At 66.2% G+C, this 19,147-nt stretch carries 19 protein-coding genes; 5 read left to right on the top strand and 14 right to left on the bottom strand.

Annotated elements, in window-relative coordinates:
* A complete protein-coding gene (gene codB, locus F467_RS0106535) occupies positions 1-1,263 on the top strand; it encodes a cytosine permease (protein WP_018138873.1) in 1,263 nt (420 codons plus the stop codon).
* An 18-nt stretch (positions 1,264-1,281) separates the two neighbouring features.
* Here codB and F467_RS13405 read toward each other — a convergent pair whose 3' ends face one another.
* Positions 1,282-1,587: a hypothetical protein gene (locus F467_RS13405; protein ID WP_081601208.1), complete on the bottom strand. Its 306-nt coding sequence runs from the start codon at positions 1,585-1,587 to the stop codon at positions 1,282-1,284.
* A gap of 228 nt (positions 1,588-1,815) precedes the next feature.
* Between F467_RS13405 and F467_RS0106530 the strand changes: the two genes are divergently transcribed.
* Entirely contained in the window at positions 1,816-2,196 is a 381-nt protein-coding gene (locus F467_RS0106530) for a DUF2237 family protein (RefSeq protein ID WP_018138874.1), read from the top strand.
* A 33-nt stretch (positions 2,197-2,229) separates the two neighbouring features.
* On the opposite strand, the gene F467_RS0106525 is transcribed toward F467_RS0106530, so the two are convergent.
* Entirely contained in the window at positions 2,230-2,985 is a 756-nt protein-coding gene (locus F467_RS0106525; RefSeq protein ID WP_018138875.1) for a DUF3581 family protein, read from the bottom strand.
* 56 nt (positions 2,986-3,041) lie between these two features.
* On the bottom strand, positions 3,042-4,922 hold the full coding sequence (gene recQ, locus F467_RS0106520; RefSeq protein WP_018138876.1) for a DNA helicase RecQ: 1,881 nt from the start codon (positions 4,920-4,922) through the stop codon (positions 3,042-3,044).
* 187 nt (positions 4,923-5,109) lie between these two features.
* On the opposite strand from recQ, the gene F467_RS0106515 reads away from it, so the two are divergent.
* On the top strand, positions 5,110-6,108 hold the full coding sequence (locus F467_RS0106515) for a diguanylate cyclase (RefSeq protein ID WP_018138877.1): 999 nt from the start codon (positions 5,110-5,112) through the stop codon (positions 6,106-6,108).
* Complete coding sequence (locus F467_RS0106510) at positions 6,109-7,926, top strand: ABC transporter ATP-binding protein/permease (RefSeq protein WP_018138878.1); 1,818 nt, start codon at positions 6,109-6,111, stop codon at positions 7,924-7,926. It begins immediately after the preceding gene.
* Between the two features lies 1 nt (position 7,927).
* Here F467_RS0106510 and iscX read toward each other — a convergent pair whose 3' ends face one another.
* From iscX to F467_RS0106460, 10 genes are all read right to left on the bottom strand, one after another.
* Positions 7,928-8,131 carry a Fe-S cluster assembly protein IscX gene (gene iscX / locus F467_RS0106505; RefSeq protein WP_018138879.1) on the bottom strand — a complete coding sequence of 68 codons (204 nt, stop codon included), beginning with the start codon at positions 8,129-8,131 and terminating at the stop codon, positions 7,928-7,930.
* A gap of 10 nt (positions 8,132-8,141) precedes the next feature.
* Positions 8,142-8,480, bottom strand: a complete 339-nt coding sequence (gene fdx / locus F467_RS0106500; protein WP_018138880.1) for an ISC system 2Fe-2S type ferredoxin — start codon at positions 8,478-8,480, stop codon at positions 8,142-8,144.
* Positions 8,481-8,484: 4 nt separating this feature from the next.
* A complete protein-coding gene (gene hscA, locus F467_RS0106495; RefSeq protein ID WP_018138881.1) occupies positions 8,485-10,368 on the bottom strand; it encodes a Fe-S protein assembly chaperone HscA in 1,884 nt (627 codons plus the stop codon).
* Positions 10,369-10,398: 30 nt separating this feature from the next.
* Entirely contained in the window at positions 10,399-10,923 is a 525-nt protein-coding gene (gene hscB, locus F467_RS0106490) for a Fe-S protein assembly co-chaperone HscB (RefSeq protein ID WP_018138882.1), read from the bottom strand.
* A gap of 118 nt (positions 10,924-11,041) precedes the next feature.
* Positions 11,042-11,365 carry an iron-sulfur cluster assembly protein IscA gene (gene iscA / locus F467_RS0106485; RefSeq protein ID WP_018138883.1) on the bottom strand — a complete coding sequence of 108 codons (324 nt, stop codon included), beginning with the start codon at positions 11,363-11,365 and terminating at the stop codon, positions 11,042-11,044.
* 7 nt (positions 11,366-11,372) lie between these two features.
* Positions 11,373-11,783, bottom strand: coding sequence for a Fe-S cluster assembly scaffold IscU (iscU, locus tag F467_RS0106480; RefSeq protein WP_018138884.1), 411 nt, complete (start codon positions 11,781-11,783; stop codon positions 11,373-11,375).
* 54 nt (positions 11,784-11,837) lie between these two features.
* Positions 11,838-13,061 carry an IscS subfamily cysteine desulfurase gene (locus tag F467_RS0106475; RefSeq protein ID WP_018138885.1) on the bottom strand — a complete coding sequence of 408 codons (1,224 nt, stop codon included), beginning with the start codon at positions 13,059-13,061 and terminating at the stop codon, positions 11,838-11,840.
* 27 nt (positions 13,062-13,088) lie between these two features.
* Positions 13,089-13,583 (bottom strand): Rrf2 family transcriptional regulator, encoded by a 495-nt coding sequence (locus F467_RS0106470; protein ID WP_018138886.1) that lies wholly within the window; start codon positions 13,581-13,583, stop codon positions 13,089-13,091.
* 57 nt (positions 13,584-13,640) lie between these two features.
* Positions 13,641-14,468 carry a serine O-acetyltransferase gene (gene cysE / locus F467_RS0106465; RefSeq protein WP_018174409.1) on the bottom strand — a complete coding sequence of 276 codons (828 nt, stop codon included), beginning with the start codon at positions 14,466-14,468 and terminating at the stop codon, positions 13,641-13,643.
* A 57-nt stretch (positions 14,469-14,525) separates the two neighbouring features.
* A complete protein-coding gene (locus tag F467_RS0106460) occupies positions 14,526-15,269 on the bottom strand; it encodes an RNA methyltransferase (RefSeq protein WP_018138888.1) in 744 nt (247 codons plus the stop codon).
* 149 nt (positions 15,270-15,418) lie between these two features.
* Between F467_RS0106460 and F467_RS0106455 the strand changes: the two genes are divergently transcribed.
* Positions 15,419-16,231 (top strand): inositol monophosphatase family protein, encoded by an 813-nt coding sequence (locus F467_RS0106455; protein ID WP_018138889.1) that lies wholly within the window; start codon positions 15,419-15,421, stop codon positions 16,229-16,231.
* A 1,009-nt stretch (positions 16,232-17,240) separates the two neighbouring features.
* Here F467_RS0106455 and F467_RS0106450 read toward each other — a convergent pair.
* Positions 17,241-19,097, bottom strand: a complete 1,857-nt coding sequence (locus tag F467_RS0106450) for a thioredoxin domain-containing protein (RefSeq protein WP_018138739.1) — start codon at positions 19,095-19,097, stop codon at positions 17,241-17,243.
* Positions 19,098-19,147: the final 50 nt, after the last annotated feature.

Raw genomic sequence — 19,147 nt, 5'->3', positions numbered from 1 at the left:
GTGAACCACAACGACCACCCCCTGAGCGAAGTCCCGGACCACGCCCGCAAGGGCTTCTGGTCCATTACCGTGGTCCTGTTCGGGTTCACCTTCTTCACCTCGACCCTGTGGGCCGGCGGGTCGCTGGGCACCGCCTTCAGCTTCGGCGAACTGATGCTGGTGATCGCGCTGGGCAACCTCCTGCTGGGCGCCTATGCCGCCACCCTTGCCTACATCGGCTGCCGGAGCGGGCTGCACACGGTGCTGATGGGGCGCTTCTGCTTCGGCGAGTGGGGCAGCAAGCTCTCCGACGTGATCCTCGCGTTCACCCAGATCGGCTGGTACGCCTGGGGTACCGCAACGGTTGCGATCATCCTGGTCGAGACCACCGCCCTCCCCGAACCCATGGAGGTCGGACTGATGGTGCTGTTCGGCTTCGCCTTCTGCATCACCGCGATGATCGGCTACCGTGGTCTCGACTGGCTCTCCCGCGTCGCCGTGCCGGTAATGCTGCTGTTTATCCTGTTCACGCTGTTCATTGGCGTGGGCGAGGTCGGCGGCCCCGGCGGTCTGCTGGGGCAGGATCCGGAAACAGAGATGGGCTTCGGCGCCGCGCTCACCATCGTGATCGGGACGTTTGTGGGCGGCGCGACGCTGGCGACCAACTGGACCCGCTTCGCCCGCACACCCCGCATTGCGGTGATCGCCACCCTGGCGGCCTTCGTCTTGGGAAATGGGTTGATGGTACTGACCGGCGCACTGGGCGCGCTGATCTATCACGAGGCGGACATCGTCCACGTGATGCTGGCGCAGGGGTTCGTGACCTTCACGCTGCTGATGCTGCTGCTGAACATCTGGAGTACTCAGGACAACACCATCTACAACTTCGGCGTGGCCGGTTGCAATCTGCTGCGCACCCAACGCAGGCGCCTGGTGACGGTACTCGGGGCCGCTATCGGCACGGCACTGGCGGTGGCCGGGATGTATGACTACCTGGTGCCGTTCCTGATCCTGCTGGGGACCTTCATCCCGCCGCTGGGGGGTGTAATCATGGCCGATTACTGGCTGCGCCACCGGGGGCAGTATCCACAACTGGCCAACACCCGGCTCCCGAGCTTTCACTGGCCGGGGCTGCTGGCCTACGCCGCCGGCTCGGCGGCCGCGTACTACTCGCCCGTCGTGCCGCCACTAGTTGGTGTGGTGGCCGCCACCGCGGCCTATGCGGTTCTGATGAACCCGGCCCTGCCCGCCGCGCTGCGGGCGCGACGGGCAGAGAATCGCTAAACCATCCGGGAAGGTTGATCAGAGATCAGGCGTCGGCGGGGTCGGCGGCTCCGGCAGGTCGGACGGATCCGGCAACGGGCCATCCCCCGGCGAGGGCGGGCTGGACGAACGCGGCGGCTTGGGCAGGTCCGGGCTGCTGCCACCGCGCTGCTGTCCCGGGGGTGTTCCGCCATGGCCCGGGGGCGGATTGCCTCCGGCCGGGGTACCACCACTGGCCCCGGGCGAGCCCCCCGGCGGGCCACCGGGGCCCGGTTGCGCCTGAGCGGTGCCGACCGTGAACAAGGCGCCCAGCGCCGCCGCCAATACCCAACGTTTCGTCGACATCATGTCACCTACTCCTTGTGTGGATTCCTGCCCGTGAGTCCGCGCGAAAGGCCCGGGCGTTCCGGCACACCCGAAAAACTGCCAATCCCTTCACACTATGCAGTCGCTTCACGAGACCTTACGCCGTCGTTCCAGGATGAACTCTCATCCCCTGTGCAGGAACCACTCGGTACGCTGACGACTTCGATATCCTGCCAGGGTAGATCATTCACCAGGAGATGCTGACTGATGCAGCGCTTCGAGTCCCGCAACGTCTTTGGTCGCCCGCTGGAACCCTGCGGCACCGATCCCGTCACCGGCTTTTATCGCGACGGTGACTGCGCGACCGGCCATGACGACCAGGGCATTCACACCGTCTGTGCCGAGATGACCGAGGATTTTCTGGAGTACTCGCGCGCCAGGGGAAACGATCTAAGCACACCCAATCCGGCATTCGGGTTTCCGGGTCTGAAGGCCGGGGATCGCTGGTGTCTTTGTGCGGGGCGCTGGCTGGAGGCCTACAAGGCCGGCTGTGCGCCCGGGGTATTCCTGCGCGCCACGCACGAGGAGACGCTGGCGATCATCCCGCGCGATCTCCTGGCCGAACACGCGCGCGATACGGCCGAGTAGATAGCGACTCCGAAGGATGCGGAGTCGGCGGAGCTAGCCGGCCACCCGCCGTGCACGGCTCTCGCCGCTGTAGGCGGCCTTCCAGCTCTCGTAGTCGGCCACCAGTTGTTCGACGTCCGCGGCGTCGTACGGGCGCAGGCCGCTCAGCACCAGATGCTTGCTGCCTTCGGCCACGACGGCCTGGTCGATCACCAGCTCGTAGTCGAGGCGGATCTCGCCGCGCTTGCCGTTGACGGTCATCACCGCATCCTTGAGCCGCGGTTCCGGGACACCGGCCGTTGCGGCCAGCGGCTCCGGCAGGCTGAAGCCCATGCGCTCGTACATCACCAGCGGGCGCTTGGGGTTCACCATCACCCCGTGCTCCTCCATCAGCGGCACGAGCACATGCGGGAAATTCTGCCCGGAGAAGCTGACGTAGCTGCGGATCAGCGATTCGATCACATCCGGATCATCGATCACACGCCCGGAGCGCTCGACCTCGATCACGCTCTTGCCGCCGTCTGCCGTAATGGCGAAGGCATCGCCCGGGGTGTCCGGGAAGATCAGCGGCACATGTCCGCCCACCATACTGGTGAAGCGAAAATGCATGTTCGCGCTCGCGCCGAAGGTATCCAGCACCAGGGCAAACAGCAGATCGCCGGGCACACAGAAACGCCGGTTGTCGGCGTCATGGATCGGGTTGAAGTCGCCCGCCAGCGTCTTGGCGAAGTCGCTACCCTGCTCGGGAGTCACCACCACCTGGCCATCCCGGAGTTCGTAGAAATCTTTCAGAAAAGGGGTATGGCTCACGCGGTCTCCCCGGCTGTTGTTGTCTTGTTATCGGGCCTGTCCCGGCGTTTGCACCACTATAGCCCGAAATGCCCCTCGATGGCCCGGATGAACGCGTCGCCGTAGCGCTCGAGCTTGTGCTGCCCCACCCCGGTAATCCCGGCCATCTCCTCGGGCGTACGCGGCGCGCTGGCCACCATCTCCAGCAGTGTGGCGTCGGAGAAGATCACATACGGCGGCACCCCCTGCTCGCGCGCCAGGTCCGTGCGCAGCGCCCGCAGGCGCTCCCACAGACCCCGGTCTTCCGGGTCCATCGCGGATACGCTGCGCGCTGTGTCGCGGCGTGCGGGCCGGGCCTGCCGCGCCGGACGGGCCTGCTCCTCGCGCAGGTGGATGGACTCCTCCCCGCGCAGCACGCCCCGGCAGGCCGGATCCAGGCGCAAGCCGCCGTGGCCCTCGTCATCCAGCCGCAGCAGACCTCGGGCCAATAGCTGGCGCACTACCCCGCGCCACTGCATCTTGTCCAGTTCGGTGCCGATCCCGTAGGTACTCAGCCGGTCGTGCCCGAGCCGCTGCAGGCGCTCGCTCGAAGACCCCCGCAGCACGTCGATCACATGCCCGGCCCCGAAGCGCTCGCCGGTGCGGTAGATGCAGGACAAAAGCTTCTGAACCGGCACAGTGGCATCCCAGGTCGCGGGCGGATCCGTGCAGTTGTCGCAGGTCCCGCAGGGTTCCGGCATGTGTTCGTCGAAGTACGCCAGCAGAGCCTGGCGGCGGCAGCTGGTGATCTCGCAGAACCCCAGCATCGCGTCCAGTTTCTGCTGCTCGATGCGCTGGCGCTCCGGGCCGGCCTGCGAGCCCTCCAGCATCTGGCGCAGGGTGACCACGTCCTGCAGGCCGTAGACCATCCAGGCATTGGCCGGCAGCCCGTCGCGCCCCGCGCGCCCGGTCTCCTGGTAGTACCCCTCCAGGCTCTTGGGCAGGTTCATGTGCGCGACGAACCGCACGTTGGGTTTGTCGATCCCCATGCCGAACGCGATCGTGGCCACCATGATCACGCCCTCTTCGCGCAGGAAGCGGGTCTGGTTTTCCGCGCGGGTCCGCGCCGAGAGGCCCGCATGGTAGGGCAGCGCGGGAATCCCCTGCTCCGCCAGCCACTCGGCCAGGGCGTCGACCTTCTTGCGCGACAGGCAATAGACGATGCCCGCTTCGCCGGCGTGCTCCTCACGGATAAAGCGCAGCAGGCGGTCGCGCGGCGTGCCCCCGCGCCCGCCATCGGCCTGAGCCACACGATAGCGGATGTTGGGGCGGTCGAAGGAACTGATGAACGCGCGGGCCTGTTCCAGCCTTAGCCGTTCGCGGATCTCCTGGCGAGTCGGCCCGTCGGCCGTGGCGGTCAGCGCCATGCGCGGGACATCCGGGAAGTGTTCGGCCAGCACCGCGAGCTGGCCGTATTCCGGGCGGAAGTCGTGACCCCACTGGGAAACGCAGTGCGCCTCGTCGATCGCGAACAGGGCCAGCTCGATCCCCTGCAAACGCTCCAGCATGCCCGAGGCAAACAGCCGTTCCGGGGACAGGTACAGGAGATCCAGTTCGCCCGCATGGAGTGCGGCCAGCACACCGCGCGCGGTCTCGGCGTCCTGACCGGAATCCAGGCTGGCCGCGGCCACCCCGTTCTGGCGCAAGGCCGCCACCTGATCCTGCATCAGCGCAATCAGCGGCGAAATCACGACCGCACAGCCCGGGCGGGCCAGCGCCGGCACCTGGTAGCAAAGCGACTTGCCACCACCAGTGGGCATCAGCACCACGGCATCGCCACCGGCGATCACATGCTCGATGACCGCCTGTTGCTGGCCACGAAAATCGGAATAGCCGAAGGTCTCGCGCAGGATGTCCAGCGGCGCAATGGCCGAGGCGCTTCCCTGCGCGTGCCCGGCGGCGAGACGTGTCGGTTCCAAAAGAAACTCCAGGGACTGGCAAACTCCGAAGCCTGCCGAATGCCAGCGGAAGCTGCAAGCCTCGAAACTGCCCGACCCGCCGGGGCGCTCTCTTCCGTCGCGACTGGTACGAATCAACTGCCACCGTGTACATTGGGCATCACCCCGCCCGACCCGTATCCACCACCAGACGTGATGGTCCGAAAGCATGCGCAATTCGGTTGACGAGGAAGTCCGCAGCGCGGTCCGCGAGTACCTGGATGCCTGGTTGCGGCACCGGGATGCAAACGAGGTGATGGCACTTAACGCCGAAACCGTCTGTGGTTTCGGAACCGGCATGGACGAGGCGGCGTTCTCGCCCGACGAGGCCGCTTCGATCATTCGGCGCGATATCGAGCAGGCCCCGGAGCCCTTCGACTACATGATCCAGCACGAGCACGTGACCTTTCCGCATCCGGAGGTCGCGATCGCGATGATCACGTTCGCGATGCACACCCGGATCCACGGACAACAGATCAGACTCAACGAGTTGAGGGGCAGCCTGGTTTTTCGACGCACCGACGACGGCTGGCGTCTGGCGCACCTGCACGGATCGTTCCCCACCACTGTCCACGGGGCCGACGAGCCCTACCCGATCAAGGAACTGGAGGACCGCGCCCAGGTCCTTGATCGCATGGTCAGCGAACGCACGCGGGATCTCGAGGCCGCTCAGGAGCACCTGGAGCGCCTGGCCACCACCGACCCCCTGACGGGGCTGCACAACCGCCTGAAGGGTAACCATGCCCTCGAGGAAGCGATCCTGCAGGCCCGCCGGGACGCGAGCCCTCTGACCGCGATCCTGATGGACCTGGATCACTTCAAGACCATCAATGACCAGCAGGGGCACGCTCGCGGCGACCATGTCCTGCGCGAGACCGGACACCTGCTGCGCGACCGCATTCGCAGCTCCGATACTGCCGCACGCTGGGGTGGCGAGGAGTTCCTGATCCTCTGCCCGAACACCACAGCCGAACAGGCCGCGAATCTCGCCGAGGCCCTGCGCCATGCGATCGAGGCACATGACTTCGGGACCGCCCCACCGCTGACCGCGAGCTTCGGGGTTACCGGCCACCAGCCGGGGGAGTCGGCCGAGAACCTGATCGCGCGCGCGGACGAGGCGCTGTACGCGGCCAAGCGCGCCAACCGCAACCGCGTCGAAACCGCCTGAATGCGTGGGCACACGGCGCATCCGGATGCACCGCCCCCCGGGGCGGTGAACTGGCGCATCCTCAAGAGCCTGCTCCCCTATCTGGCGGAGTTTCGCGGACGGCTGATCCTGGCGCTTGTGCTGATGGGCCTGGCCAAGCTGGCCACGGTCGCGATCCCGCTGGCGCTGAAGTACATCGTCGAGCACTTCGAGGACGCCGGTACCGAGGCACTGGTCGCCGTACCGGTGGCCCTGGTGATCGGCTACGGTCTGTTGCGCTTTGGCAGCACGCTGTTCGGCGAGCTGCGCGACGCGGTATTCGTGCGCGTGGCGGAGCGCGCGATGCGCCGCGCCTCGCTGCGCGTGTTCCAGCACCTGCACCGGCTGGAGCTGGGTTTTCACCTCGCGCGCGAGACGGGTGGTCTGGCGCGCGACATCGAGCGCGGCACCAGCGGCATGAGCTTCCTGCTGCGCTTTACCGTATTCAACATCCTGCCGACCCTGATCGAGATCGCGCTGGTCGCGGTGATCCTGCTGATCGCCGTGGGGCCGGTATTCATGGTCACGGTGCTGGTGGCGGTCGCGGTCTACATCGCGTTCTCGATCTGGATCACCGAATGGCGCACGCGCTTCGTGCGCGAGGCCAATCTGCGCGACAACGAGTCCAACACCCGCGCGATCGACAGCCTGCTGAACTACGAGACGGTCAAGTACTTCGGCAACGAGTCCTTTGAGGCCGAGCGCTACGACCGCGGGCTGGCCGCCTGGGAGCAGGCGCGCACCAAGAACGTCCTGTCGCTGGTGCTGCTGAACTCCGGGCAGGCCCTGATCATCGCCGCCGCGATCACCGTGATCATGCTGCTGGCCACGCGCCAGGTAGCCGCCGGCGAGATGTCACTGGGGGATCTGGTGATGGTCAACGCCTACATGATCCAGCTGTTCATGCCGCTGAACTTCCTCGGCTTCGTCTATCGCGAGATTCGCCAGTCACTGGCCAACATCGAGCGGCTGTTCGGCCTGCTGGAAAAACCGGTTCAGGTGGAGGACCGCCCGGATGCCCCCGATCTAGAAGTCCGGGCGGGCACGGTGCGCTTCGAGCATGTGGAATTCGGCTATCACGCCAACCGGCGCATCCTCGAGGACGTCTCGCTGGAGATCCCGGCCGGTCACAAGCTGGCCGTCGTCGGCCCCAGCGGCGCCGGCAAATCCACCCTGGCGCGCCTGCTGTTCCGCTTCTACGACGTGGACGGCGGGCGCATCACGATCGACGGGCAGGACATCCGCGAGGTGACGCAGGCTAGTCTGCGCCGGGCCATCGGCGTGGTGCCGCAGGACACCGTGCTGTTCAACGACACCATCCGCTACAACGTCGCCTACGGCCAGCCAGGCGCGGACGAGGAGGCGATTCGTCGCGCAGTGCGCCTCGCACACCTGGACGACTTCATCGCACAACTGCCGGACGGGCTGGATACGGTTGTCGGGGAACGGGGGCTGAAGGTCTCGGGCGGGGAGAAACAGCGGATCGCGATCGCCCGCATGCTGCTGAAGGACCCACCGATCCTGGTCTTCGACGAGGCGACCTCGTCGCTGGATTCGGGCTCGGAGAAGGCGATCCTGCGCGCGCTGAACGAGGTCTCGGCACGGCGCACCACGCTCGTGATCGCGCATCGGCTGTCGACGGTGATCGACGCCGAACAGATCGCGGTCATGGAGCACGGCCACGTGGTCGAACGCGGCACACACCGCGAGTTGCTGGCCCTCAAAGGTGCCTACGCGCGGCTATGGCGCCACCAGCAGGAAGAGGCCGAACAGCCCCATCCGGCGACGCCTGGCGAATAGCTCAGTCGTCGACGTCGGCCTCTTCCATCCAGGCGGCCTGGATCGCCTCGAGGATGCGCTCGCCGGAACGGTTCGGGTCGTCGTCGAACTCCGGCAGCTCCATGACCCACTGGCGCAGGTCCATGAAGTTGATGTTGCGCGGGTCCACGTCCGGGTGTTCGTCCGCCAGCTGGATCGCGATTTCCTGGGTATCGGTCCACTTCATAGCCGTGCCCTCAGTGGTTCTCGGAGACCTGGTTGATGGTGTATTTCGGCAGCTCGACCACCAGATCGGTGTCGGCCACGATCGCCTGACAGGACAGTCGGGAGTCCGGCTCCAGACCCCAGGCCTTGTCCAGCATGTCTTCCTCGTCCTCGGTCGGCTCCTCGAGGGTGTCGAAGCCCTCGCGTACATAGACGTGACAGGTGGTACAGGCGCAGGACTTCTCGCAGGCATGCTCGATCTCGATCCCGTTTTTCAGGGCGAGATCGCAGATGCTGATGCCCGGCTCGGCCTCGATGGAGGCCCCCTCCGGGCAGATTTCCTCGTGGGGCAGAAAGATTACCTGGGGCATGTTGTCAGTTCCCTGCGTCGTATTCGCTAACGTTGTGTCCGGCGAGCGCGCGCCGGATGCTGTCATTCATGCGCCGCGCGACAAAGGCCTCGGAGGCCTGTTCCACGCGCTTGCGCGCTGCCTCGATGGCGTCGGGATCGGCACCCTTCTCGCGTTCGGCGCGCAGCGCATCGCGCGCCTGCTCGATGGTCTGGCGCTCCTCGGCCTCGAGGTAGCGATCGCCGTCCGTCTCCAGCGCGGCATCCAGCGCCTCGAGCACGCGGTCGGCCTCGACCTGCTCCTCGCGCAGGCGCCGCGCCTCCATGTCCTCGCGCGCGGAGGAGGCGGAATCGCGCAGCATCTGCTCGATCTCGCTGTCGGTCAGGCCATAGCTGGGCTTGACCTCGATATGCGCCTCCACGCCCTGGGTCTGCTCGCGCGCGGTCACGTTCAGCAGCCCGTCGGCATCGACCTGGAAGGTCACGCGGATACGCGCGGCCCCGGCCACCATCGGCGGGATACCGGACAGGGTGAAACGCGCCAGCGAGCGGTTGGCATCGACCACATCACGCTCGCCCTGCACCACGTGCAGCGACATCGCGGTCTGGCCGTCCTTGAAGGTGGTGAAGTCCTGCGCGCGGGTGGCCGGGATCGTGGTGTTGCGCGGGATGATGAACTCGACCAGTCCCCCCATCGTCTCCAGCCCCAGCGACAGCGGGATCACGTCCAGCAGCAGGAGCTCGGTATCGGGCTTGTTGCCGGCCAGGATGTCCGCCTGCTGGGCCGCCCCGATGGCCACCACACGATCGGGATCGATCCCGGCGTGCGGCGCGCGGCCAAAGAACGCTTCCACCGCCTCGCGGACCGCCGGCATGCGCGTGGAACCACCGACCAGCACGACCTCGTCGATCGCGTCCGGCGCCAGGTCGGCATCTTCCAGCACCTGGCGGCAGGCGGCCATCGTCCGGTCCAGCAGCGGCCGGGCCAGCTCCACCAGCGTCGCGCGGTCGAGCTCCGCCGTATAAGTCGAGCCATCGGCGCGCACGACCTCGACGCGAGTGCTGTCGGCGTCGGTCAGGGCCTCCTTGGCCTCGCGCGCGGCCAGCAGCACGCGGCGCAGACGCTGCGGGTCGGTTTCGCCGGTCATTCCGGCCTGATTCAGCAGCCAGTCCGCGATCGCGCGGTCGATGTCATCGCCGCCCAGGGCGGAATCGCCCCCGGTGGCCAGCACCTCGAACACACCCCGGCGCAGCTGCAGGATGGAGATATCGAAGGTCCCGCCACCCAGGTCATAGACCGCAATGGTGCTCTCTTCGCCCTGGTCCAGGCCGTAGGCCACAGCCGCGGCGGTCGGCTCGCTAATCAGCCGCAGGACGTTCAGGCCCGCCAGTTGCGCCGCGTCGCGCGTCGCCTGGCGTTGCGGATCGTCGAAGTACGCCGGCACGGTAATAACCACGCCTTCCAGCTCGTCGCCAAGCGTGGCTTCGGCGCGTTCGCGCAGAGTATTGAGGATGTCGGCCGAGACCTCCACCGCCGTCTTGTCGCCGGCCGCCGTCTCGATCCGCGGAACGCTGGAGTCCCCGGTTTTCAGCCGAAACGGCAATTCGCCCGACAGCGTGGCCACATCCGCCACGCCTCGACCGATCAGGCGCTTGACCGAGGCAATGGTGTTGTGCGGATCATCCGCCGCATGCTCGGCCGCCGCGTGCCCGACGCTTACCGCATCCGGCGCGTAGTGCACCACAGAAGGCAGGATATGCCGGCCCTGCTCGTCCGGCAGGGTGTCGGCCACGCCACTGCGCACGGTGGCGACCAGCGAATGCGTGGTGCCGAGGTCGATCCCGGCCGCCAGGTGCCGCCGGTGCGGGGCGGAGTCGGCTCCGGGTTCGGTGATCTGCAGTAACGCCATCGAAATTCGGCTCCTTCACACGGCGGCGGCTCAGCCGCGCGCCAGGTTCTGTCGGGTTCGTTTCAGCTCCGCCAGCAAGCGGTCGAAAAAGCGCAGCTCGAGTACGCGATCTTTGGCCTGCGCCGCGGGCGATGTCGGATCGGCCAGGGCCTCGGCGACCTTCGAGCGCGTTTCGTCGCGGGCCTTTTCCAGCTCCATCCCCACCGCGTCCAGTTCCTCGCGGTCGCCGGCGGATTCGGCCTCTTCCAGGCGTTCACGCCACTCGATCTGGGCCTCGATGAACTCGATGTTCTGGCTGGTATCGCGTTCTGCATCGAACGCAATCCCACCGCGCTCCAGCAAGGCCACCGCACGGCGGTAGTCGTCGTCGAGAATGGCATAGGCCTCGTTGACATCGGCCGCCATCGCCGCAGCCATGCGCCGCGCCTGGTCGCCCTGACGCACGAAGCGGTCGGGGTGCAGCTCGGCCTGCAGGCGCTTGAAGCGCTCGGCCAGCTGCTGACGGTCGATCTCGAAAGCGACCGGCAAGTCGAACTGCTCGAAGGGGTCGGTCATGACGTCCTGTGGTCCTCGCAACAAGAGGCTGGCATCGGGCACGGGCGCCCAACGCAAAACGGGGTGGGACAGTGGCTGCCAGGCAACCACCATGCACCACCCCGGATGCGTGCATCAGTCAGATGCTGAAGCTTTCACCGCAGCCGCACCGGGCCTTCTCGTTCGGGTTATTGAACCTGAAACCCTCGTTCAGGCCTTCCTTGCCGAAATCCAGCTCGGTGCCATCCAGATAGACGAGCGACTTCGGGTTGACCACCAACTTGATGCCACGATCCTCGAACACCGTGTCGGTGTCCTCGATATCGTCGGCGAACTCGACCACGTAGGCCATGCCCGAGCAGCCGGTCGTCCTGACCCCGAGGCGCACGCCCACACCCTTGCCACGCTGGGCAAGAAAGCTCTGGATGCGCTCGGCTGCCGGTTCGGTCAGTGTAATCGCCATAGACACCTCAGGCGGTCTTCTGCTCGGCCTGCTCGTCCTGACCGTGCCGCTCCTGATAGTTGGAGATGGCTGCCTTGATCGCGTCCTCGGCCAGCACGGAGCAGTGGATCTTCACCGGCGGCAGGGCCAGTTCTTCCGCAATCTGCGTATTCTTGATCTGGCTGGCCTCGTCCAGGGTCTTGCCGCGCACCCACTCGGTGAGCAGCGAACTGGAGGCGATGGCGGAGCCACAGCCGTAGGTCTTGAACTTGGCGTCTTCGATCACGCCTTCGTCGTTGACCTTGATCTGCAGCTTCATCACATCGCCGCAGGCCGGGGCGCCGACCATGCCGGTACCGACGGAGTCATCGTTCTTGTCGAAGCTGCCGACGTTGCGCGGATTTTCGTAGTGGTCCAGAACCTTGTCACTGTAAGCCATGACCGTTCTCCTATTGCGTAGTACGCGTTGCGTTCGTGGTGCCGAGCCGGTGGCCTAGTGGGCCGCCCACTCGACGGTGCTCAGATCGATGCCGTCCTGATACATCTCCCACAGTGGGGAGAGCTCGCGCAGCTTGGCGACTGCGGCGCGCACGATCTCGACCGTATGGTCGACCTCCTCGACGGTCGTGTAGCGACCGATGGAGAAGCGGATCGAGCTGTGCGCCAGCTCGTCGTCGCGACCCAGTGCTCGCAGCACGTAGGACGGCTCCAGGCTCGCCGAGGTACACGCCGATCCGGAGGACACGGCGATGTCGCGCAGCGCCATGATCAGGCTCTCGCCCTCGACGAAGTTGAAAGAGACATTCAGGTTGTGCGCGACCCGCTGTTCGGCGTCGCCGTTCAGGTAGACCTCTTCCATGCCGTCGAGGCCCGCCCACAGGCGGTCGCGCAGCATGCGGATGCGCTCGAGTTCGGTACCCATTTCCGCGCCGGCAATTCGGAAGGCCTCGCCCATGCCGACGATCTGGTGAGTCGCCAGCGTGCCAGAGCGCATACCGCGTTCGTGCCCACCACCGTGCATCTGCGCCTCGATGCGCACCCGCGGCTTGCGGCGCACATACAGGGCACCGATGCCCTTCGGCCCGTAGGCCTTGTGCGCGGAGAAGCTCATCAGGTCTACCGGGAGTTTGGACAGATCGACCGCGACCTTGCCGGCGGACTGGGCCGCGTCCACGTGGAAGACGATCCCGTGCTCGCGGCACAGATTGCCAATCGCCTCGATGTCCTGGATCACGCCGATCTCGTTGTTCACGTGCATCACGGAGACGACGATCGTGTCGTCCCGGATCGCATCCTTGAGTTCCTGCAGGTCCACCAGGCCGTTCTCCTTCACGCCCAGATAGGTGACCTCGAAGCCCTCGCGCTCCAGCTGGCGCGCAGTGTCCAGCACGGCCTTGTGCTCGGTCTTGACCGTGATGATGTGCTTGCCCTTGCGCTGGTAGAAATTCGCGGCACCCTTGATCGCCAGGTTGTCGGACTCGGTGGCGCCGGAGGTCCAGATGATCTCCTTCGGGTCAGCGCCAACCAGCGCAGCAACCTGCTCACGGGCATTCTCCACGGCTTTTTCCGCACCCCAGCCGAAGCTGTGGCTGCGCGATGCCGGGTTGCCGAACAGGCCGTCCTTGGTCAGGCAGCCGGTCATCTTCTCGGCCACACGCTCGTCGACCGGCGTGGTCGCGGAGTAGTCCAGGTAGATGGGCAGTTTCAGGTCACTCATTACGCGTTCACTCCTTACGCAGCCGCCTCAGGCGGTCGCATTGCTCGATTTGGTTGCATCGCCCTTCAGGGCGTTGCCATGCACGACCACTTCCTTCACGCCATCCTGCTCCTTCTGTGCCCGATGCCGTTCCAGCACATCCGCCAGCGTCCGGTTGCTGAGAAAGTCGTAGAGCTGCTGGCTGAGATCCGTCCACAGATCGTGCGTCAGACAGCGCGATTCGGAATTGCAGTTGGCCTTGCCGCCACAGCGCGTGACATCCACGGGCTCGTCGACCGCGACGATGATATCGGCCACCGAGATACCCTCGGGCTCCCGACTCAGCGCATAACCACCGCCCGGGCCGCGACTGCTGTTCACCAGCCCCTGCCGGCGCAGCCTGGAAAAAAGCTGCTCCAGATAGGACAATGACAGTTTCTGGCGTCGCGCCACCTCGGCCAGTGATACCGGGCCGTTCTCGGTGTGCATCGCCACGTCCAGCATGGCAGTGACGGCGTAGCGCCCTTTGGTTGTCAGTTTCATGGCTGTGTCTGCTTCCTGCTCATTTGACGTGCAGCTTAGAATAACCGACCAAAACGATCAAGTATTCCCCTGCTGTTTACGTTCTTGTTGGCTTTCCGCAGGCCGAGGCACTTCGCATTCGTCCGGCTCCAGCCCCTCCAGATCGCAGGGCTCGATCGGCCTCGAATCCGCATCGCCCACCACCTCGCCGGGGTCGATCCCCGCACGCTTCAGGGCCTGGCAGGCCTTGTCCATGCGCTCGTCCAGCTCATGCACTCGGTGCACGATCCGATGAATCGCGTTGGCCACCGGGTCGGGCATATCGCGCGCAACACCGTAGGCATCGAAACCCAGGCGGTCGGCCATCTGCTGAAACCGCGGGTCCGGCTCCGGCCGCGGACCGATGACCCGCGCCGGGATCCCGACCGCCGTCGCATCCGCCGGGACATCCTTCAGCACCACTGCATTCGAACCGATGCGCGCGCGGTCACCCACGTGGATCGGGCCCAGCAGTTTGGCCCCCGCACCGATGACCACCTCGTCGCCCAGCGTCGGGTGGCGTTTGCCGCCCTCCCAACTGGTACCGCCGAGGGTCACCTGGTGGTAGATCGTGCAGTCATCGCCGACCTCGGCGGTTTCGCCGATCACCACACCCATACCGTGGTCGATAAAGAAGCGCCGCCCGATCTTCGCGCCCGGGTGGATCTCGATCCCGGTCACCCAGCGACTGAAGTTGGCAATCACCCGCCCCAGCCAGCGCATGCGATGGTTCCACAGCCAGTGCGCCAGCCGGTGATACCAGAGCGCATGCAGACCGGGATACGCCGTCACCACCTCGAAGGCGTTGCGGGCGGCGGGGTCGCGTGCGAACACGCAGCGAATGTCCTCGCGCATCCTGTCAAACATGGCCGGGCCTCATTCCTGAGTCATTTACTAAGGTATCACTTCCGCGCGCGACCCGTCTCAGCGGCCACGCTCCGTGTGCGTCAATATGCCGCGCAGCATGCGCACCTCGCTGGCACTGAGCCCCGCGCGCATGTAGAGGTGGCGCAGGCGCCGCATCAAATGGCGCGGGTTCTCGGGATCCAGCACCTCGATGGTCGTCAGCGCCTGCTCGAAATGACTGAACAGGCCCTCCATCTCCGCCTGGGTCGCCAGCGGGTCGCGCGCATCCTCGGGCTCGGCCGCAGCCGCGGCCCCAACCGACTCCCCGGCCAGGGCGGCCATGCGCAGCGCATAGGTCATCACCTGCACGCTGCCAGCAAGATTCAGGGAGCTGAAATCCGGGACGGTCGGGATCTGGACAAAGGCGTTGCAGTGATCCAGCTCGGTATTGGTCAGCCCGCTGTGCTCGCGCCCGAACACCAGCGCGACCGGCCCCTCGGACGCATGCGTCAGCACCTGTTCGGCCGCAATATCCGGGCCCAGCACGGGCACAGAGTGCGTGCGCAGCCGGGCGCTGGTCCCGATCACCCACACACAGTCCGCGACCGCAGCCGCCAGGTCGTCCACCACCCGTGCCCGCGCCAGCAGGTCATCGGCCCCGGAGGCCAGCGCCGTGGCATCGGCATGCGGGAACCGCTCCGGCGCCACCAGCACCAGATCGGTAACCCCCATGGCCTTCATTGCACGCGCGGCAGAGCCGATGTTGCCCGGATGCGTCGTACCGACCAGCACGACCCGCACCCGGCCCAGGCGTTGCTCCATATGCGGAACCCCCTTCGTTCAAGGCGTCGGATTGTACACACCGGTGCCTGCGACTTCCCAAAAAAGAGCCGCTTGTGTATTGTTCGCGGCCTTTCCGCGGCGCGTGCGCGCGCCCGCTGGACACCCCTCAGAACACCAGGAGACACCCCATGCACCCCATGCTGAACACGGCGGTATCGGCGGCTCGCGAAGCCGGACGCATCACCACCCGCGCCTGGGGACGACCGGATCGCATGAACACGCGCGAGAAGGCCCGCAACGACTGGGTGTCGGATGTCGACCTCTCCGCCGAGCAGGCCATTGTGCAGACGTTGCGCCGCGCCTATCCCGACCACACCATCATGGCGGAAGAAGGCGGGCAGCAGGACGGAGCCGACGGCGAATACGTCTGGATCATCGACCCGCTGGACGGCACCACCAACTACCTGCGCCAGATCCCCCAGTACGGCATCTCCATCGCACTCAAGCACAAGGGGCGGCTGGAGCAGGCGGTGGTCTACGACCCGCTGAAGGAAGAGCTGTTCACCGCGACGCGGGGTGCCGGGGCGTTTCTCAACAGCCGCCGGATCCGCGTGTCCGACCGCAAGGACCTCAACGGCGCCCTGCTGGGCACCGGCATCCCCTTCCGCGAAGGCCAGGATCTGGAGCGCTACCTGAGCAGCCTGCGCCACCTGGTGCCCGGCACCGCCGGTGTACGCCGCCCGGGCTCCGCCGCGCTGGATCTGGCCTGGGTCGCTTGCGGACGCTTCGATGGCTTCTGGGAGATGGGCCTGCAGGCCTGGGACATCGCGGCAGGCCTGCTGCTGGTGCAGGAGGCGGGTGGCGTTGTCAGCGACTGGGCCGGCAACCCAGACGTGCTTCGCCGCGGCGATGTCGTCGCCGGCAACCCGAAGGTGCTCAAGGCCATGCTGCAGCGCCTGCACCAGGCCGAAAAAGAACGCGCCGCCCAAGCGAACGACTAAGCCCTCCCCTTCGCGCCCTGCCGGGCTAACGCCCCGGTAGGCGCGCACCCCGACCACCTTCCGCGCCGTTTAGGCTGAGCCTGTTTCGTCCTCTGGCGTTTACCGTGGCTTCGTCCGACCGCCTACCATATTGTGGCCGGCCCGGTTCGGCACCCGGTGTATACGTGCCTTCGGTCCGCATACTGCCGTGCGCTCACTCGCGAGCGCGCCGCGAGGTACTTTCTTGCTAGCCCAAGAAAGTACCCGTCGAGGCGCACCCGGATTCCGCCCGGGAACCTTGCTCCAGGGCCCTCGGGCCGGCGGCGCTGAAACTCGCTACGCCTTCGGCTTCGCTCAGACAGTCAGCGCCCCCGTTTTTATTTTGAATCTTCCGTCCCGAGAACCCTTCCGCAAGGGGCTTCATACGGGGGACGAAGGTCAAAACAGAAGGTATCCCCATGCCTGCAGTCAATCTAGCCTTCGTAGGGTGCGGTTGAGCGTAGCGAAACGCACCGTTCCGGCGTCGGGGCAACCCTGATGCGATTCGCTGCGCTCATCGGCATCCTACCCTTAGCGCCCGCTTGCGGGCGCGGACCGCCATGGCCGTAGGCCGCGCGTGCCTAAGATGTCGGAAGACCCGGCCTCTATCCATGTGCTACGCCGCTGGGACAGCCGTTGTTTGGACCTTCACCCCCGTTGTCGTCGCGCCGAGTGGAGAGGGTTTTCGCGGGACGATTCAAAATAGAAACGGGGGCGCTGACTGTCTGAGCGAAGCCGAAGGCGCAGCGAGTTTCAGCGCCGCCCGCGAAAACCCTCGGAGCGAGGGAAACCCCGGCACAGCGGGCCGGGGTCGCGGCAGTCGGGCGTGTTTCTTGGGTACTTCTTTGCACGAGCAAAGAAGTACCTCGCGGCGCGCTCGCGAGTGAGCGCACGGCAGTATGCGGACCGAAGCCACCGTAAACACTGAAAGACGAACCAGGCCCAGCCTCAACGGCCCCGGACAGGTGCGCCACACGCCGGGCGCTGGCGATCAGTCGCGGTCCTCGAACCAGAGGATCAGCCGCGCATGATGCTTGGGCTGCCCCTCGACTCCGCGCCCCGGGCGCAGGTCGTACTCCTCGAAGGCCGTCTTGAGCGTCTCGCTGTGCTCCAGCCACTCTTCGGTCATCCGCAGGATCAGAGTGGTCGGCGACGGCCGATGAACCGCCGGATGGAAGCGTTGCGAGATCATCCCGGGCAGCGGGGGTTCCGGCTCGGACCGAAAGCCGTCGTCGTCGCGGAAACGCTCCCAGGCCGTCTCCAGCAAGGCGATTGCGTTGTCGCGATCACCACTGTCGCGCGTCGAATCCCAGTCACGCAGCCCCTGGGCAACATAGGCGTAATCGTTCAGCGTCGCCTCACCGGCATCCTCGCTCGGGAGGCCCATCAGCGTCGGCAACTCATCAGGCGACTCGGCCACCTCCAGCAACCACGAGCGCACGGCCTCTCCGGCCTCCTCGAAGCGCTCGTCGTGGTCCGCCGCCAGCGCCAGCGCAGACAGCAGGAGCCCGTGCGCCCCGGTCAGGACCTTTTCGTCGCGCGGCAGACCGCGCTCCTCGCGAGCCTGGATCAGGGCCTCGCGGCCTCTGTCCACCTGCTCCTGCACCACCTCCTCGTCGAGCTCGAAGCGCTCGGCCAGTTGCGTGATGGAATCGCCTCCACGCGGCAGGTATCCGAGGTCGAACACCGAGGCGCCTTCCATCCCGAAATAGGCCCGCACCAGTTCCGGGTTCTCGTGATCCGCCAGCGCCGCGTCGAGATCCTCCTCCGGCCACAGGTATGCGCCGCCCTCGCGCCCCTGCTCGTCGATAGCCGAAAGACTGGCGGCGAACCCACGAAAGCCATCGGGACCGACGTCGGCCTGTTCGCCCAGATCATCCTCGCGCAGGGCCATGTCGCGCTTCACGAAATCGAGATTCTCCAGGCCGATATCGATCCAGTCGTCACGATCGAAATGCGTACCCGCCTTGAGGTAAAGCCAGGCCAGCTGGGCCTGGTCCTCCAGCATCACCTCGAAATGTGGCTCGTCCCAGTCCGGCGACTCGGAATAACGAAAGAACCCGCCACCCAGTACGTCACGCAATCCGGACCCGCCCATCTCGTCCAGGGTGATCTCGAGAAACTCCGGGACCCAGTTCGGCGCCTTGCCGGCCTGCTCGGCTTCGAGCATCGCGCGCAGCCACGGCGAGTGCGGAAACTTGGTTGAACTCCCGAACCCACCCTGGAGGTCATCGGCCTCGCGTTCCATCGCGTTCCAGAGGACCTGCGGCAGACGCGCCGCCCGGCTGTCGGACATGGGCTCTTCGCCCTTGCGCAGCTGCTCGGAGAGCTCGTCACTGCCGCGTCGGGCGAGATCCAGAAGCCGGTCATAGTCGGCCTCGAGGCGGTCGGCAATGCCATCCAGGAACTCCGCGAACTGATCACGCGGGGCATACACCACACCGGTCAGCGCGTACCCCTCGGGCGTGACCACCACGTTCAGGGGCCAGCCAGTCGCCCCGGCGGTGGCGCGCTGAAACTCGAGCAGATAGGTATCGAGCGCACCGTTCACCTCGCGATCGACCTTGACCGGGATGAAATGCTCGTTCAGGCGCTCGGCGATGCCTTCGTCCTGGAAGCTCTCCTCCTGCATGACGTGGCAGTAATAGCAGGAGTAATACCCACTCGAGATCAATAACGGGCGCTGTTCCTCGCGGGCTTTCTCCAGCAGCGCAGGATCCCAGGCACGCCACTTTACCGGGTCGTCGACATGCAATCTGAGGTACGGGGAAATACTCTCTGCCATTTCGGGATTGGCCTGCACCGGCATGGCCACAGCCCAGGACAGGGCTGTAATCACGGCCAGCATAGAACCTCCCCGAATGACCGGATGTCGCGCTCTGTGTCCGTCCTGCGGCA

This window comes from Thioalkalivibrio sp. ALJ12, from assembly GCF_000378305.1.
Lineage (GTDB): Bacteria > Pseudomonadota > Gammaproteobacteria > Ectothiorhodospirales > Ectothiorhodospiraceae > Thioalkalivibrio.
The sequence above is the reverse complement of the archived record's forward strand: the minus strand, read 5'-3'. Positions and strand labels throughout refer to the sequence as shown.